Source organism: Pseudomonas knackmussii B13, assembly GCF_000689415.1.
Classification (GTDB): Bacteria; Pseudomonadota; Gammaproteobacteria; order Pseudomonadales; family Pseudomonadaceae; genus Pseudomonas; species Pseudomonas knackmussii.
On record NZ_HG322950.1, the window covers coordinates 4,511,153 to 4,526,522 of the forward strand.

Here is a 15,370-nt window from a genome sequence, read left to right on the forward strand (position 1 = left end):
CGAGTGCCGTGGAGCCTAGACCGGCCTGAGCCAGTCGGCGCACAGGCGGGTAACCCAGGGCATGATCAGGAAGACAACCGGTACGACGATGCACAGGGTGATGAGCAGATTGCTCGGGACCAGGCCACCCAGTGCCGGAAAGCGCTCGAACACCGGCGCCCAGAGCCGGGGGACCAGCATGCTCAGCGGGCTGATCACCAGGAAGGTGAGTACCGCCTGCTTCCACTTCGGCGGCTGGCGGGCGCCGCCGCGTAGCGGGGTGAACCAGAATTCGGGGTCGTCGTGGACCAGCGGATGGTCGCCGCCTTCGAGCATCGGCAAGGCCTCGGCGATCAGTTCGGCGCGCTCGGCGGATTCGATCCAGGCCTGCAGCTGGGCTGCCTCGGCGAAGCGCACCAGGGTGGTGAACAGCGCCTCGTCGCCGCCGGGACGGATCACGTTGACCCCCAGGTGCCCCGGCCAGTGCTGCGCCGCCTTCACCGCCCGGCGCAGCCAGGCCTCGTACTGGGCCAGGGCCTCGCGGCGCACCTTGTGGTAGATCACCAGGGTCACCACGCTGTTCAGGTCAATGGCTGTGCTGCTCATGGGCGTTCCGTCGGCTCGCGTGTCGATGCCGACGACTATGGACGCCGCCAGGAAGCTTGCATTGGACGGATGTGCTGCCCCGCCGTCAGCGAGGCGTGAGCACGGGTCAGGCCACGGGTAGGGCCAGTTGCGGCCAGCCGGCCTCGGCATCGCGGCGCACGTAGGCGCGCACCGTGTTGGGCATCCGGTAGAGCACGCCGCGCTCGCCGTGCTCGGCCAGCAGCAGGGACTTTTCCACCAGTTGCCCGACCACGCCGAAGATGCAGTCGCGACACTGCAGGGCGCCGTCGAGCGCCTCGGCCGCCGCGCTCAGGCTGAAGGCACCGGCGAACTCGGCGAGCTGGCGCAGGCAGCTCTGCTGGCAGGCATCGAGCAGGCAGAAGCTCCAGTCGTAGGTTGCCTGCAGGCTCTGCTGGCGCGCAGGGGCGGTGCGGCGGCCGGGCATCAGCAGGTGCATGCGGCTGCCGAGCAGTTGCTCCAGCGCCTCCAGTCCGACCACGTCCACCTGGCGCGCGGCCATCTCGATGGCCAGGGGAATGCCGTCGAGGCTGCGGCAGATATTCGCCAGCACCGGCAACTGCGCGGGACGCAGGGCGAAGTGCTCGGACGCCTCGCGGGCGCGGGCCAGGAACAGTTCGATGGCCGAGCAACCGAGGATGCGCTGCGGATCGCTGACGCCAGGCTCGGGCACTTCCAGCGGCGACAGGCGCAGCACGTGCTCGCCCGCGGCGCGCAGCGGTTCGCGGCTGGTGGCGAGGATGTGCAGCGCGGGGTGCAGGCGCAGCAGGTGCTCGACCTGCTCGGCGCAATCCCGGGCCAGGTGCTCGCAGTTGTCCAGCAGCAGCAACAGCGGGCCGCCCGCCGGCTCGCCGAGCAGGCGCGCCAGGCCGTGGGACAGCGCCACGCCATCGGGATAGTTCGACAGGTCGGCGAAGCACACGCGCGGGAAGTCTTCGCGCAGGTGTTCGGCGACCTGGATCGCCAGCGACGTCTTGCCCATGCCGCCGGGCCCGACCAGGGTCAGGATGCGCGTGCGCGGCACCCGCTCGACCAGTTGCCGCAGCCACTGCTCGCGGCCGACCAGGCCGACCAGCAGCACCGGCAGGTTGCCCGCCACGCTCGAGGCAGCCGCCGCCGGCGCCTCGCCCAGCGTCTCGACCACGCCGACGAAGCCATAGCCGCGCAGCGGCACGTTGGCGATGTAGCGCTCGCCGGTGCGCCCTTCGCCCAGGGCACGACGCAACGCGGCGATGTGCACGCGCAGGTTGATCTCTTCGACCACGGTGCCGCCCCAGACCTGGGCGATGATGCTTTCCTTGGGGATGATTTCGCCGGGCCGCGCGATCAGCACGCGGAGGATGTCCAGGGCGCGGCTGCCGACCTGCACCGGACGCTCGCCCTGCAGCAATTGCCGGCTGTAGGGGTGGAACTGGAAGCGACCGAACTGCAGGACGGTCGCGGTATCGAATGGCGTCTCGGCGCGCATCTGCAGTTTTCCTCCGGAGCGAGCAATGGCTCTAGGTCAAGGCTTCCAAGCGAAGCCTCGACACTCAGGCAGTACCGCTTAAATCGTTGAAGCAGTCATTCTGGCAGCCCTGGATGACAGCGCAATTCATCCGGGGGGAAGGATTCGGCCAATCAGGGGGCGCAGGACGGTCAAATGCCGCCGAACTGCTCGCGGTACTGGCTGGGTGACATGCCGATGCGCTCGCCGAACAGCGTGCGCATGTGCCGCGGGCTGCCGAAGCCGCTGCGGCAGGCCACCTGCTTGAGCGGCAGGTCGCTGCTTTCCAGCAGCTTGCGCGCGTGGTCGATGCGCGCGTTCTGCACGTACTGCATGGGCGTGACCTTCGTCTCGCGCAGGAAGGCCCGGGAGAAGTTGCGCGGGCTCATGGACACCAGTTCGGCGAGGCGCGCCACGGTCAGCGGCTCGTCGAGGTGATCGATGATGTACGCCTGGGCGCGCGCAATGGCCGTGCCGTCGCGCAATACCGCGGCCAGCAGCGGCGAGTAAGGGTTCTGCCCGCCCGGCCGCTTGATCACCACCAGCAGCACCTTCGCCACCTCCAGCGCCACGTCCCGGCCGTGATCCTCGGCAACCACCGCCAGGGCCATGTCGATGCCGGCGGTCACCCCGCCGGAGGTGATCAGGTCACGGTCCAGCACGTAGATGCGCTCGGCCTCCACCTGCGCCTGTGGATAGCGATCGGCCAGGCGCTTGAGGTAGTTCCAGTGGGTGGTGCAGCGATAGCCGTCGAGCAGGCCGGCCTCGCCGAGGATGAAGGTGCCGGTGCAGATCGCGCCGTAGCGTGGCACGCGTCGCGCCGCCTGCCCCAGCCAGGCGCTCAGGCCCTCGTGGCGGTCGTTGTAGGCGCCCGGCCCGCCGGGTACCAGCAGCAGGTCGACGGCATCGGGCATCTGCTCCAGGCGCAGGTCCGCCTGCACCCGCAAGCCGCAGGACGAACGCATCACTGCGTCGCTCTCGGCCAGGGTCAGCAAGCGGTAGTGATGTTCCGCCGGCAGATAGCGGTTAGCCACGGAGAACACCTCCATGGGGCCCGATACATCGAGCATCAGTACATCCGGGTAGAGCACCACGGCGACGGTCTTCATTACTTGCAACTCCCGCGCTTGTATCCGCCCGCGCCGAAAGCCTCGGCAGCGAGCACAGCAATCCAATAATTATCCGTACGGCCCGCGCGATAGTCATGCCACTTCGCCGACTCATCGAGCGCGCCGGGTGCAGTCCGCCAGGGCCCTTGCAGAACTGCAAGGTGACCCTGCAAAGCTGTCTGTTCCGCGCAGTCCGGTTGTCGGCAAAGATGGCTCCACGGTTCGGCAACACAACGACGAAGCCGAACGAAAGCACATGCAAGACCCAACCCACTCACGCAACGACGAAAGGAAACTCACCATGACCGCAATCGCCAAGGCTGTTCCCGGCAAGACCCTGCTGAACCCGACCGATCACACCCTGATCATGATCGACCACCAGTCGCAGATGTCCTTCGCCACCAAGTCGATCGACGCCGTCACCCTGCGCAACAACGCTGCCCTGGTATCCAAGGCGGCCAAGGAGTTCGGAGTTTCCACCATCCTCACCACCGTTGCCGAGAAGAGCTTCTCCGGCCCGATCTTCACCGAGATCAAATCGGTGTTCCCGGATCACAACGTGATCGACCGCACCAGCATGAACACCTGGGAAGACCCGCGCATCGCGGTGGAAGTGAACAAGTTCGGCAAGCAGAAGATCGTCCTCGCCGGCCTCTGGACTTCCGTGTGCATCGTCGGCCCGGCGCTCTCCGCCATCGACCAGGGCTTCGAGGTCTACGTGATCGCCGACGCCTGTGGCGACGTCTCCACCGAAGCCCACGAGATGGCCCTGCAGCGCATGATCCAGCTCGGCGCCCGCCCCATGACCTCCCTGCAATACCTGCTCGAACTGCAACGCGACTGGGCCCGTGGCGAGACCTACGACCAGACCGTGAAGACCTCCATCGAGCATGGCGGCGCCTACGGCCTGGGCCTGATCTACGCCAAGACCATGTTCAACGCCAGCGAAGGCCACTGAGCCTGAAACCGGGAGCGGCAATGCCGCTCCCTTTTTTCGCCTGCCGGAGATACGCGTGATGAGTTCGGAATCCCCGCTGCCCGCGCGAATCGCCTGGGCCCTGCTGTTCATGCGCGTCTGCGCCGCGATCCTGCTCCTGCAAGTCCACGGCCTGCCCAAGCTGCTGCACTGGCAGAGCGAGCTGCAGCGCATCGAAGACCCGTTCGGCCTCGGCGCGCCCCTGACGCTGGGCCTTGCCGTGTTCGCCGAAGTGCTCTGCCCGCTGCTGCTGATCGCCGGCGTGTTCGCCCGCCTGGCCTGCCTGCCGATCCTCGCCGTGCTGCTGGTGGCGCTGGTCTTCGTGCACCCGCAATGGAGCCTGGAAGAAGGCCAGTTCGCCTGGTGGATGCTCATTCTCTTCGGCGGCCTGGCGCTGGCCGGGCCCGGCGCCTATCGTCTCGACCGGCGGCTCTGGCCGGCGACGACCCCAGCGAAGGAGATCCAGCCATGAAGCCCACTCCACTGACGGCCTGCGCCCTGGCCTGTGTGTCGGCGAGCGCCCTGGCGGCCCCGCACGACGGCCTGCTGGAAGGCGGCGACTGGTCGCTGCTCAGCCGCAACTACTTCCTGCAGACCGACTACCGCACCCAGCCCTCGCCCAGCGGCCAGAGCCTGCGCGAAGAGTGGGCGCAGGGCTTCATCGCCGACATCCGCTCGGGCTTCACCCAGGGCACGCTCGGGCTGGGCTTCGACGCCCACGCCTTCCTCGGCGTGAAGCTCGACGGCGGCCGTGGCCACGCCGGCACCGGCCTGCTGCCGCGCAGCGCCGATGGCTCCAGCGACAGCGACTATTCCGACGCCGGTGGCGCGGTCAAACTCGACCTGTCGAAAACCACGCTGAAGTTCGGCGAAATGACCGTGGAAACCCCGGTATTCGACACCGGCGACAAGCGCCTGCAACCCGAATACGCCACCGGCACCCTGCTGGATTCGAGCGAGATCGACGGCGTGCACTTCCAGGCCGGGCGCTTCACCGCATTCAAGAACCAGGACTCCAGTTCCAGCCGCGGCGACTTCGAGGGCTACGGCGCCACTACCGCCCACAGCGCGGTGAGCTTCGCCGGCGCCGACTTCGCCCCGCCCGGCGACTTCGGCGGCTCGCTCTACGCCGGCCAGCTCGACGACACCTGGCGGCAGGCCTACCTGAACCTGCACTACGAGCACGGCGGCCTGCTGCTCGACGGCAATGTCTATCGCACCCGCGACCAGGGCCAGGCCCGCGCCGGCGAAATCGACACCACCGCCTGGAGCCTGTCCTCGCGCTATCGCATGGGCGCCCACGCACTGACCCTGGCCTACCAGAAGATCGACGGCGACGAGCCCTTCGACTTCGTCGGCGGCGACTCCATCTACCTCGCCAACTCGATCAAGTACGCCGACTTCAACGGCCCTGGCGAGCAGTCCTGGCAACTGCGCTACGACCTCGACCTGGGCGCCTTCGGCGTGCCCGGCCTGAGCTTCATGACCCGCTATGTGCGCGGCAGCGAAATCGACGGCACGCACGCCCCGGCGGACGGCGCCTATGCCGGCCAGTACGGCGCCGACGGGCGCCATTGGGAGCGCGACAGCGACCTGCGCTACGTGGTGCAGTCCGGCCCGGCCAAGGACCTCTCGCTGCACTTCTCGCAAGTCAGCCATCGCGGCAACGCCGACCAGCCGGGCAGCGATATCGACCGCCTCTACATGATCGTCGAGTACCCGCTCAAGGGCGTGTTCTGACGGTTAGGCCTCGGTGCTCATGAACTTCGCGATGCGCTCGCGCAGCCAGCGCTCGGCGGGGTCGCTGTCCTGGGCGGCGCCCCAGACCATCGACAGCTCCGCCGGGCGCACCTCGAAAGGCGCGTCCTCGGCGCGCAGGCTGCCGTCGTCGGCGAGGATGCAGGCGGCGTAGTCCGGCACCGTGGCGATCATCTCGGTATTGCGCAGCAGCGCCCGCAGGCTGCCGAACTGCGGCACCGCGAGCACTACCCGGCGGCGGCGGTCGATACGCTCCAGGTCGAGGTCGATGGCGCCGCTCAGGTCGCCGGAGAAGGACACCATCACGTGCGGCCGCGCGCAGTATTCGTCGAGGCTCAGCGGCCCCGGCCGCGAATCGCCACGCAGCACCTTCACGCCGATGTCGCGCAGCTTGCGGCGCTTGGCGTTGGCCGGCAGGTCGGTGGTGTAGCTGACGCCCACGGTGATCTCGCCGGAAGACAGCAGCGACGGCATCAGCAGGTAGTTCGCCCGGCGCACCACCACGACGATGTTCGGCGCCTCGGCCTGCAAGGCGGCAAGCAGCGCCGGGAACAGGCCGAACTCGGCGTCGTCCGACAGGCCCAGGCGGAACACGTTGCAACTGCTCTGCGGCTCGAAGGCCTTGGCCCGGCTGACCGCCGCGGAGATCACGTCCATCGCCGGACGCAGCTCGTCGAAGATCTGCAAGGCCCGGCTCGTCGGCTCCATGCCGCGCCCGGTGCGCACCAGCAACGGGTCGTCGAAGAGATCACGCAGCCGACCCAGCGCGGCGCTGACGGTGGACTGGGTGACGAAGAGCTTTTCACCGGCCCGGGTGAGATTGCGCTCGATCATCAGCGCCTCGAACATCACCAGCAGGTTCATGTCCAGGCGTCGCAGGTCGCTTCGGTTCATGGTCGGCACTCGCAGGAAAATGCCCGCAGTGCAGCAGCGGCCCGGGATTTCGTCTTGCACGACTGTGCTCCGCTGGCGAGCGGGAGTGCGCTGGGGTAGCCCGCGCCATCAAACCCCTATGTCGCGAAGCGGCGCAAAACACCGTGCAGGAGCGGACCTTGTCCGCGAAATCGCGGGCATGGCCTGCTCCTGCAGGTCCGGGCCACAAGGGCGCATAACCGCGAACGGTTATACGCCCGGCGCAGCCGCCCGCTCGCGCAGCAGCGCCTTGGTGACCTTGCCGGAAGCGTTCAGCGGCAGGCTGTCGACCAGTTCGACGCAGCGCGGCACCTTGTAGTTGGCCATGCGCTCGCGGCTCCAGGCGATCAGCGATTCGGCATCCAGACTGGCGCCGGGACGGGGGATCACGAAGGCCTTGCCGACCTCGCCCTGGCGCTCGTCGGGAATGCCGATCACCGCCGCCTGGGCCACGCCGGGATGCTCCATCAGCAGGCGCTCCACCTCCGCCGGGTAGCAGTTGAAGCCACCGACGATGAACATGTCCTTGAGGCGGTCGGTGATGCGCAGGTAGCCGCGCTCGTCGAGCACGCCGACGTCACCGGTATGCAGCCAGCCCTCGGCATCGATGGCCTCGGCGGTCGCCTCGGCATCGTTGAAGTAGCCACGCATCAGGTTGAAGCCACGGATCAGTACTTCCCCCGCCTGGCCACTGGGCACTGTCCGCCCCTCGGCGTCCACGCAGCGCACCTCGATGCCCTCCAGGGGACGGCCGCAGGTGCTGGCCACGGTCTGCGCGTCGTCGCCCGGGCGGCACAGGGTCGCCAGGCCGCAGGTCTCGGTGAGGCCATAGGCGGTGAGCACGCTGGCGAAGCCCAGTTCGCTGCCCATGCGCTGTACCAGCACCGGCGGCACAGAAGCCGCGCCGGTGACCGCCACGCGCAGCGACGACAGGTCGAAGTCGGCGCGGCGCGGGTGTTCCAGCATGGCCGAGTAGAGCGCCGGCGGACCGGGCAGGAATGTCACGCGGTCGTGCTCGATGCGGCGCAATACGGTTTCGGCTTCGAAGGTGCGTTGCGGCAGGATGGTCGCGCCACGGATCAGCGCCGCCAGCCAGCCGGCCTTGAAGCCGAAGGCATGGAAGAACGGGTTGACGATCAGGTAGCGGTCGTCCGCGCCGAGGCCGACGATCTCGCTCCAGTTGTCGAACAGCCGCAGGTTCTGCCCGTGGGCGCAGAGCACACCCTTGGGATAGCCGGTGGTGCCGGAGGTGAACATCAGGTCGCTGAGGCTGTTCTCGTCCAGCGCATCGATGCGCGCATCGAGCGCGGCGTCGGGTACCGCTTCGGCGCCGGCGAGGAGGTTCTCCCAACTGGCGTCACCGTCACGCGCCTCTTCGATGACGACGGTTTGCGCCAGATCGACCAGGACCTGTCCGTCGAGCAGTTCGGGGTAATAGCTGCCGAGGAACTCGCCGACGCTGAACAGCACCCGCGCGCCGCTGCGACGCAGGATGTCCGCCGCCTCGGCGGCCTTCAGCCGCGTGCTCAGCGGCACCAGCACCGCGCCGGCCATCAGCCCGCCGAGGGCGGCGAGCAGCCAGCGGTGGCCGTTAGGCGCCCAGATGGCGACCCGTTCGCCCGGCTTCAGGCCGAGCGCCAGCAGCGCCCGGCCGACCCGCCGGGACTGGTGCTCCAGCTCGGCATAGCTCAGGCGCAGGTCGCCCTCGTCGACGGCGATGTGCCCGGGGTGCCGGCGCGCGCTGCGCGCCAGGGCGGCGGGGATGCTCCGCGCCCGCTCGCTGACCGGCGTCATGCCTGCACCTCCGCGTCAGCGGCGAACACGGGGTAGTCGGTGAAGCCCCGCTCGCCGGTGGAGTAGAGGGTGGCGCGGTCGAACCCGGCAAGGGGCAGGCCGGCGCGCAACCGCGCCACCAGATCGGGATTGGCAATGTAGTGACGGGCGAACGACACCGCCTCGCCCTGCCCTGTCGCAATGGCCTGCGCAGCGCTAGCGCCGTCGAAGCCGTCGTTGAGGATCAGCCCGCCACGGAAGTGCCGGCGCGCCAGGGCGAAGGCGTCCAGGTCCGGCTGCGGCGAACGGCTGACCTGCAGGTAGGCCAGGTCCAGCGGATCGACGGCATCCAGCAGCGCGCCGTAGGTGGCAACCGGGTCGTCGTCCTGCATGTCGTTGTAGGGATTGCCCGGGCAGATGCGCAGGCCGACGCGCCCGGCGCCTATGGCAGCGGCCATGGCTTCGAGGGTTTCCACCACGAAGCGGATGCGCCGCGTGAGCGAGCCGCCGTAGCCGTCCCTGCGCTGATTGCTGCAGGCCAGCAGGAACTGCATCGGCAGGTAGCCGCTGCTGCAGTGCAGCTCAACGCCGTCGAAGCCAGCCGCACGAGCGTTCAGCGCGGCCTGCCGGTATTCCTCGATCACCCCGGCGATCTCGGCGGTTTCCAGCGCGCGAGGCAGGTCCATCGGCACCATGCCGTGGCTGTCGCTGTACAGGCTGCCGTGCGCAGTGATGGCCGAAGGCGCCACCGTCTCGGCCCCTTCCGGCTTGTTGTGGTGGCTGGCGGCGCGGCCGACGTGCATCAGCTGCAGCACGCGGCTGGCCGCGCCCTGATCGCCGATGGCGGCGTTGACCCGGCCCCAAGCGGCGACCTGCGTCGGCGTGGCGATCCCCGGCGTGCGGCAGTAACCCTTGCCGTTCACGCTCGGGTAGGTGCCTTCGGCAATGATCAACCCGGCGTCGGCGCGCTGGCCGTAGTAGCGCGCGTGCAAGGCGTCGGGGGCGTCGTCGGCGTCGGCGCGGCTGCGCGTCATCGGCGCCATGACGATGCGGTTGGCCAGCTGCAGCTCGCCCAGCTGCAGCGGTTCGAAGAGCGTGTCGAGGGGGCCGGCCATCAGCGCACCCTCACGCGCGGCGCGCTGGAGCCCCGGCGCATCGTGTCGAGGAACTGCCCCAGCGGCGCCGGCTCGGCGACCTGCGGCAGGGCGTCGTCGGGCTTGGCGTTCCAGAACGCCTTCCAGGTCGGCCAGAGGTCGTGCCAGGAGCCGTCGTAGGGCTCGCGGCCCGGCCAGCGCATCTTCTTGTCGCCGATCGGCGGGCGGTTCTGGTCGCTGGCATAGAGGTAGCAGGGCAGGCGCCGGCGGAAGTACCAGCGCCCGTCGATGCGCTGGTAGTCGTCCCAGTAGAGCATCTGCATGGTCACCCACTCCGGGCCGGCCTCGTGCTCGTTCTTCGAATAGACCACGCCGCTAGCGTTGTCGGCGTCGCGGAACTCGATGATGTGCCCGCCGATGTGGTGCGAGGTGGTGCTGAACTGCAGGCGCAGGGTGTCGTCAATCCAGGCCTTGAGGTGGGCGCGGCCGGTCTGGTCCTTGCCCACCTTCACGTCTTCCGGGAACAGCCCGACCCAGGCGTCGAGGTCGCGCATGTCCAGGGCCAGGGCGTACTTGGCCGGGAGCATGCGGATCTGTTCCAGCGACTCCAGGCGATCCAGGCGCGCTTCTACGGTCATTTCATTCATGCAGGTTTTCCCGGCCCGTCTCAGCGTTGCGAGGAGATGTTGCCGCCATCGACGACTATCTCCGCGGCGTTGATGTAGCTGGCCTCGTCGGACAGCAGGAAGCGCACCACGCGGGCGACCTCGTCGGGTTGGCCGAGGCGGCCGAGCAGGATGCGCCGCTCGAAGACGCCAGGGTTGGCCGCCGCGATCGGCGCGACCATCGGGGTGAGGATCTGCCCCGGCGACACCGAGTTGACGCGGATGCCGTCGGCGCCCAGGGCGTCGGCCAGCGAGCGCACCAGCGACAGCAGGCCGCCCTTGGAGGCGCTGTACGCGGGAATCAGGCCGTTGCCCAGGGTGGCGTTGATGGAGGCGATGCCGACCACCGAGGAACCGGGGTTGGCGCGCAGGTCCGGGAGCATCTCCTGCACCAGCAGCGCCATGGCGCGCAGGTTGACGTTGAGCACGCGGTCCCAGCGCTCGGCGGTGAGCTGGTCGATGCCGCTCTGGTCGACCATCCCGGCGGCGTGCACCAGGCCGCCGGGGGCACCGAGGGCCGCGCGGGTGGCGGCCAGGGCCGGCGTGATGGCGGCGGCGTCGCAGAGGTCGACGCCTACGCCCAGGCAGGCCACGCCGTGGGTCTGGGCCAGTTGCGCGGCGACTTCCTCGGCCTTGCCGGCCTGCAGGTCCCAGATGGCCACCGGACGGCCGACGGCGGCGAGCGCCTCGGCGCAGGCCAGGCCGATGCCGGAGGCGCCGCCGGTGACCACGACGGGGCTGGCGGGAGAGTTCAGCTGAATGTTCATAAGGTCATGCCTCCTGGGCAGCTGCGCGGATTTCGGTCGAGGTCGCCGAGGTGTAGTCGGTGGCGCCCACGTTCAGTTCACAGGTCTTGCCGCCGTCCACCACCAAGCTCTGGCCGGTGATGTAGGAGGCTTCGTCGGAGGCCAGGAAGAGGATGGCGTTGGCCACTTCCTCCGGCTCGCCGATGCGCCCCAGCGGCACGGCGCGGGCGGTGCCCTCGGCGATCTGCGGGCTGCGCATGGCCTCGCGGGTGCCTTCGCTCCAGACGATGCCGGGGATCACCACGTTGACGCGGATCTTCTGCGCCGCGCCTTCCAGGGCTACCGCCCTACTGAAATTGAGCACCCCGGCCTTCGCCGCGCCATAGGCGGAGAGGCCCGGGCTGCCGAGCAGGCCGGCCACCGAGCCGAGGTTGACGATGGAGCCGCCGCGGCCCTGCATGGCGCGGAACGCCGCGCGGGTGCCGAAGAAGGCCACGTCGAGGCTGCCGCGCAGGCACTTGTGCCACTCGGAGGTCTCCAGCGCGGAGAGCATGCCCCAGGTGTAGTTCACGGCGTTGTTGATCATCACGTCGAGCTGCCCGAAGCGCTCCACGGTCACCGCCACGGCGTTGTCCACCGAGGCCTCGTCGGTGACATCGGCCTGCACCCAGTCGGCCACGCCGCCCTGCGCGCGGATTTGCGCCACCACCGCCTCCAGCGGTTCGCGACGGCGGCCGCAGACCATCACCCGTGCGCCCTGGGCGGCGAACAGCTGCGCCGCCGCCGCGCCGATGCCGGTCCCGGCGCCGCTGATCAGTGCCACCTTGTCTTGCAGTCGTCCAGTCATCTGCGTTTGCCTCTTCAATGCATCAACATGCCGCCGCTGGCGGCGAGGGTTTGTCCGGTGAAAGCGCTGGAATCGTCGCTGGCGAGGAACAGGCAGGTCTGCGCGATCTCCTCGGGTTCCAGCATGCGTCCCAGGGGAATCGCCCGCTCCAGGGCCTGCGCCCACTCGCGGGAAATGGATTGCATCATCGGCGTGCGGGTCGGCCCCGGGCATACGCTGTTGACGCGGATGCCGCGCGGCCCGAGGTCGCGCGCCAGGCACTTGGTCAGCCCGAGCAGCGCCGCCTTGGAGGCGCAGTAGGCCAGCGGCCCCTCGCCGGTCAGCGCCGACAGGCTGGCGACGTTGACGATGGAGCCACGGCTGCCGCAGGCGATCATCAGGCGCACCGCCGCGCGGCTGCAGTAGAAGGCGCCGTCGAGGTTGATCGCCAGGATGCGCCGCCAGCCGTCGTCGGTGAGGTCGACGATCATGTCGGTGAACACGTCCGGCTGCTGGCCGGCGGCAAGCTGCGCGTTGCGTTCGCCCAGACGCTGCTGGTAGTGCTCGAAGCCGTCGCCGGGCACCTGGCCGAGGCCGGCGTTGTTGACCAGCACATCGAGCCGGCCGTAGCGCTCCTGCACCGCGGCGAATAGACGCTCCACGGAGTCGGCTTCGGCGATGTCGCAAGCCGCCGCCATGCACCCTTCGCTGCCCGGCAGCGCCTGCCGCGCGCTTTCCGCGGCGGCGCCGTCGATGTCCGCCAGCACCACGCTGGCGCCCTGCTCGGCGAACAGGGCGGCGGTGGCGCGCCCCATGCCCGAGCCTGCGCCGGTGACCAGCGCGACTTTGCCCTTGAGCTTCATCTGGCTGCCTCCCCGGCTCAGATCAGGTGCAGCTGACTGCGGGCCTGCTCGGGTACTTCGTCGAGCTGGCGCCAACCGCCGTCGCGGCGCTCGAAGACCTTGAGGGTCGGCGCCGGCAGCTTGGCGACGTCGGTGTAGAACTGCTCGTACCACTCGCGCAGCTGGTACACCGGGCCGTCGCCTTCGCACAGCAGCGGCTTCTCGACGCGGCACTTGCCGTGCCAGATCTCGACGTCCTGGAAGAACGACTTGTGCGCCTGGTTGGCATAGGCCTCGGCGATGGCCTCGTTCTGCTCGTCGCTCAGCCCGGGCTGCTTGCGTACCTTGACCGCATAGCGCAGCTCGAAGCTGTTCTGGTCGATGGGTACGTGGCAGTTGAGCAGCAGGGTGTCGATGTTGCCCTCGGCGGTTTGCGCGCTCATCCGGGTGACGTGGTAGGCCGGGCCGAAGTAGGCGCTGTCGGCGCGCAGGCCGTTGCCCAGCAGCTCGCTCTCCTCGCCCTGGAACATCTGGTAGCCGATGTGGCCGTCGAAGGTGTTGCAGAAGTAGCTGGCCGGCGAGCCGTGCACCGGGCCGAAGTGCGCGAAGTCGGCGAGGTTGTCCACCAGCTCGCGGCAGTTGGTGTTGATTACCATCTTGCGCATGCGCCACTCGGTCCACTCCGGCGAGAAGCAGGCCTCGATGCGCGGGATCCGCACTTCCGGATCCGGCGCGCCGCCCTCGGCGTCATGCCAGACGAACAGCAGGCGGTTCTCTTCCAGGGTCGGCCAGGCCTTGACCCGGGCGCGCGGCGGAATGCGCTGGCAATAGGGAATGGACGTGCACTTGCCGTCGGCGCCCCACTGCCAGTGGTGGAACGGGCAGACCACGTCGTTGCCTTGCACGTGGCCGCCGCTGAGGTCGGCGCCCATGTGCGGGCAGTAGCCGTCGAGGATGCGAATGGCTCCATCCTCGCCGCGGTAGGCGACCAGGCGGGTGCCGAAGATGTCCAGGCGGTGCGGCTTGCCGTCGGCATAGTCGGCGGCAAGCCCCAGGCAGTGCCAGCCGCGGGCGAAGCGCTGCGGGTAGGTCGCGTTCGTGGCGATGATCGGCGATTGCATGCTGTTCTCCAGGGGGTGGATGTCGAGCCGAACTATTGGCCATGGTCCAACCGCCAACATCCCCGCCGGGGACTAGCCCACACGGGTGAGAACAGCTTCGGTTCCCGGCGAGGATGCACGCATCCTCCATTCGAACGATGCCGGCGCTGGCGAGGCGCGCCAGCCTTGGGCGAAAAAACAGCCCACGGCGACGCCCGCGCGGCGGAGGAGCAACATGCACGGCACCGACATCTCCCCGGACGACCTGAGCCGGCTGATCGACCGGATCTACGAGGGCGCCGCCGAGGCCGTCCCCTGGCAGCAGAGCCTGGAATCCCTGCGCAGCGCGCTGCGGGCCAGCTACGCGACCCTGATCCTGCGCCCGGCAAAACCGGGCGATCCGGGCTTCATGGTCAACGCCGGCGCGATCTCGAGCGGCGCCCTGGACGCCTACGAAAGCACCTACTACGCCCTCGATCCCTTCATCGCCCTGCCGGTGGACGAGGTGCACACGGTGGCGGAGATCCTCGGCGAGGCAGGCTGGCGCGAGTCGGCCTTCTACCAGCAGTTCAACGCGCCGCTCGACATCTTCCATATCCTCGGCGCCGACCTCGCCGATGCCGGCGGCGATTGCCGCCTGCGCATCTGCCGGCCGCATGGCGCGCCGGCCTTCGACGCCGCCGACAAGGCTTTCTGCGCGCGGCTGCTGCCGCACTTCAAGCGGGCACTGCGCCTGCACGGCCGGCTGGAACGCAGCGAAGTGGAACGCCGCCTGTACGCCTCGGCGGTCGAACGCATGCGCATCGGCACCCTGATCCTGGACAGCCGCCAGCAGGTCCTCGAAAGCAACCAGGCGGCCTGCGAACTGCTGGCCGCCGGGGATGGCCTGTTCCTGCTCGACGGTTGCCTGCAGGCCAGCGTACGGCGCGACGACCTGGCCCTGCAGCGGCTGATCGCGCAGGCCAGCCGGGAACGCCAGGGCGGCGGCCCGCAGGTCGCCGAGGCAATCACCCTGGCCCGCCCTTCCGGCCGCGCCGCGCTGGGCGTGGTGGTGCAGAGCCTGCCCGGCCGCAATCCGGCCGAAGGCAAGCAGGCCCAGGTAGCGGTCTTCCTGCGCGATCCGGAGCAGACCGCCAGCGTGCCGCAGCAGTCGCTGCGCCAGCTGTTCGGCTTCACCCCGGCCGAAGCGGCGCTGGCGGCGCAACTGGCCAACGGCCTGTCACTGGAGGATGCGAGCCTGCGCCTGAACATCAGCCGCAACACGGCCAAGGCGCACCTGCGCTCGATCTTCGGCAAGGCCGGGGTCAACCGGCAGAGCGAGCTGGCCTGCGTCCTGCACAGCAGCGTGGCCTTCCTTTGTGCGGAGAAGCCTGGCGAGTGACGGGCGGGTCGGGGGCGAGGCGCCCCCAGAGTCAGCCTGCCGGCGGTGTCGAGTCGAACCCCGAGCGGGCCGGCGGCCACGGTCAGGCGGCGGATAACC

15 protein-coding genes are annotated in these 15,370 nt (G+C 69.2%); 4 read left to right on the forward strand and 11 right to left on the reverse strand.

Going from position 1 to position 15,370, the window contains the following annotated elements; all coding sequences use genetic code 11:
* Positions 1-15: 15 nt before the first annotated feature.
* The 3 genes from PKB_RS21185 to PKB_RS21195 form a co-directional block, all read right to left on the reverse strand.
* Positions 16-585 carry an antibiotic biosynthesis monooxygenase gene (locus PKB_RS21185; RefSeq protein ID WP_043254247.1) on the reverse strand — a complete coding sequence of 190 codons (570 nt, stop codon included), beginning with the start codon at positions 583-585 and terminating at the stop codon, positions 16-18.
* Positions 586-691: 106 nt separating this feature from the next.
* Entirely contained in the window at positions 692-2,071 is a 1,380-nt protein-coding gene (locus PKB_RS21190; RefSeq protein WP_052355348.1) for an ATP-binding protein, read from the reverse strand.
* Positions 2,072-2,241: 170 nt separating this feature from the next.
* Positions 2,242-3,198 carry a GlxA family transcriptional regulator gene (locus tag PKB_RS21195; RefSeq protein ID WP_043254250.1) on the reverse strand — a complete coding sequence of 319 codons (957 nt, stop codon included), beginning with the start codon at positions 3,196-3,198 and terminating at the stop codon, positions 2,242-2,244.
* A 301-nt stretch (positions 3,199-3,499) separates the two neighbouring features.
* On the opposite strand from PKB_RS21195, the gene PKB_RS21200 reads away from it, so the two are divergent.
* Genes PKB_RS21200 through PKB_RS21210 form a run of 3 tightly spaced genes read left to right on the forward strand, consistent with a single transcriptional unit; the run spans position 3,500 to position 5,914 of the window.
* Complete coding sequence (locus tag PKB_RS21200; protein WP_043254251.1) at positions 3,500-4,156, forward strand: hydrolase; 657 nt, start codon at positions 3,500-3,502, stop codon at positions 4,154-4,156.
* 58 nt (positions 4,157-4,214) lie between these two features.
* Positions 4,215-4,646 carry a DoxX family protein gene (locus PKB_RS21205; protein WP_052355349.1) on the forward strand — a complete coding sequence of 144 codons (432 nt, stop codon included), beginning with the start codon at positions 4,215-4,217 and terminating at the stop codon, positions 4,644-4,646.
* Positions 4,643-5,914, forward strand: a complete 1,272-nt coding sequence (locus PKB_RS21210; protein WP_043254254.1) for an OprD family porin — start codon at positions 4,643-4,645, stop codon at positions 5,912-5,914. Before PKB_RS21205 ends, PKB_RS21210 begins: the two co-directional genes overlap by 4 nt.
* Before the next feature lie 3 nt (positions 5,915-5,917).
* On the opposite strand, the gene PKB_RS21215 is transcribed toward PKB_RS21210, so the two are convergent.
* The 8 genes from PKB_RS21215 to PKB_RS21250 all read right to left on the reverse strand — a co-directional run bounded on the left by PKB_RS21215 (position 5,918) and on the right by PKB_RS21250 (position 13,911).
* Complete coding sequence (locus PKB_RS21215) at positions 5,918-6,826, reverse strand: LysR substrate-binding domain-containing protein (RefSeq protein ID WP_043257608.1); 909 nt, start codon at positions 6,824-6,826, stop codon at positions 5,918-5,920.
* A 228-nt stretch (positions 6,827-7,054) separates the two neighbouring features.
* Positions 7,055-8,638, reverse strand: coding sequence for a FadD3 family acyl-CoA ligase (locus tag PKB_RS21220; RefSeq protein WP_043254257.1), 1,584 nt, complete (start codon positions 8,636-8,638; stop codon positions 7,055-7,057).
* A complete protein-coding gene (locus PKB_RS21225) occupies positions 8,635-9,732 on the reverse strand; it encodes an alkene reductase (protein ID WP_043254259.1) in 1,098 nt (365 codons plus the stop codon). Before PKB_RS21225 ends, PKB_RS21220 begins: the two co-directional genes overlap by 4 nt.
* Entirely contained in the window at positions 9,732-10,358 is a 627-nt protein-coding gene (locus PKB_RS21230; RefSeq protein WP_043254261.1) for a nuclear transport factor 2 family protein, read from the reverse strand. The genes PKB_RS21225 and PKB_RS21230 overlap by 1 nt, the downstream gene beginning before the upstream one ends.
* Positions 10,359-10,378: 20 nt before the next feature.
* Entirely contained in the window at positions 10,379-11,143 is a 765-nt protein-coding gene (locus tag PKB_RS21235; protein ID WP_043254264.1) for an SDR family NAD(P)-dependent oxidoreductase, read from the reverse strand.
* Between the two features lie 4 nt (positions 11,144-11,147).
* On the reverse strand, positions 11,148-11,969 hold the full coding sequence (locus PKB_RS21240) for an SDR family NAD(P)-dependent oxidoreductase (RefSeq protein ID WP_043254266.1): 822 nt from the start codon (positions 11,967-11,969) through the stop codon (positions 11,148-11,150).
* Between the two features lie 14 nt (positions 11,970-11,983).
* Positions 11,984-12,811, reverse strand: coding sequence for an SDR family NAD(P)-dependent oxidoreductase (locus PKB_RS21245; protein WP_043254268.1), 828 nt, complete (start codon positions 12,809-12,811; stop codon positions 11,984-11,986).
* A 17-nt stretch (positions 12,812-12,828) separates the two neighbouring features.
* The gene (locus PKB_RS21250; protein ID WP_043254270.1) at positions 12,829-13,911 is read right to left on the reverse strand and encodes a 3-ketosteroid-9-alpha-monooxygenase, oxygenase component; all 1,083 of its coding nucleotides are present in this window, start codon (positions 13,909-13,911) and stop codon (positions 12,829-12,831) included.
* A gap of 214 nt (positions 13,912-14,125) precedes the next feature.
* Between PKB_RS21250 and PKB_RS21255 the strand changes: the two genes are divergently transcribed.
* Positions 14,126-15,271: a helix-turn-helix transcriptional regulator gene (locus PKB_RS21255; RefSeq protein ID WP_043254272.1), complete on the forward strand. Its 1,146-nt coding sequence runs from the start codon at positions 14,126-14,128 to the stop codon at positions 15,269-15,271.
* Positions 15,272-15,370: the final 99 nt, after the last annotated feature.

Bases quoted from the DNA above. Each gene is read 5' to 3' on its own strand.
- PKB_RS21185 (WP_043254247.1), bottom strand. From the start codon at position 585: ATGAGCAGCACAGCCATTGACCTGAACAGCGTGGTGACCCTGGTGATC.
- PKB_RS21190 (WP_052355348.1), bottom strand. From the start codon at position 2,071: ATGCGCGCCGAGACGCCATTCGATACCGCGACCGTCCTGCAGTTCGGT.
- PKB_RS21195 (WP_043254250.1), bottom strand. From the start codon at position 3,198: ATGAAGACCGTCGCCGTGGTGCTCTACCCGGATGTACTGATGCTCGAT.
- PKB_RS21200 (WP_043254251.1), top strand. From the start codon at position 3,500: ATGACCGCAATCGCCAAGGCTGTTCCCGGCAAGACCCTGCTGAACCCG.
- PKB_RS21205 (WP_052355349.1), top strand. From the start codon at position 4,215: ATGAGTTCGGAATCCCCGCTGCCCGCGCGAATCGCCTGGGCCCTGCTG.
- PKB_RS21210 (WP_043254254.1), top strand. From the start codon at position 4,643: ATGAAGCCCACTCCACTGACGGCCTGCGCCCTGGCCTGTGTGTCGGCG.
- PKB_RS21215 (WP_043257608.1), bottom strand. From the start codon at position 6,826: ATGAACCGAAGCGACCTGCGACGCCTGGACATGAACCTGCTGGTGATG.
- PKB_RS21220 (WP_043254257.1), bottom strand. From the start codon at position 8,638: ATGACGCCGGTCAGCGAGCGGGCGCGGAGCATCCCCGCCGCCCTGGCG.
- PKB_RS21225 (WP_043254259.1), bottom strand. From the start codon at position 9,732: ATGGCCGGCCCCCTCGACACGCTCTTCGAACCGCTGCAGCTGGGCGAG.
- PKB_RS21230 (WP_043254261.1), bottom strand. From the start codon at position 10,358: ATGAATGAAATGACCGTAGAAGCGCGCCTGGATCGCCTGGAGTCGCTG.
- PKB_RS21235 (WP_043254264.1), bottom strand. From the start codon at position 11,143: ATGAACATTCAGCTGAACTCTCCCGCCAGCCCCGTCGTGGTCACCGGC.
- PKB_RS21240 (WP_043254266.1), bottom strand. From the start codon at position 11,969: ATGACTGGACGACTGCAAGACAAGGTGGCACTGATCAGCGGCGCCGGG.
- PKB_RS21245 (WP_043254268.1), bottom strand. From the start codon at position 12,811: ATGAAGCTCAAGGGCAAAGTCGCGCTGGTCACCGGCGCAGGCTCGGGC.
- PKB_RS21250 (WP_043254270.1), bottom strand. From the start codon at position 13,911: ATGCAATCGCCGATCATCGCCACGAACGCGACCTACCCGCAGCGCTTC.
- PKB_RS21255 (WP_043254272.1), top strand. From the start codon at position 14,126: ATGCACGGCACCGACATCTCCCCGGACGACCTGAGCCGGCTGATCGAC.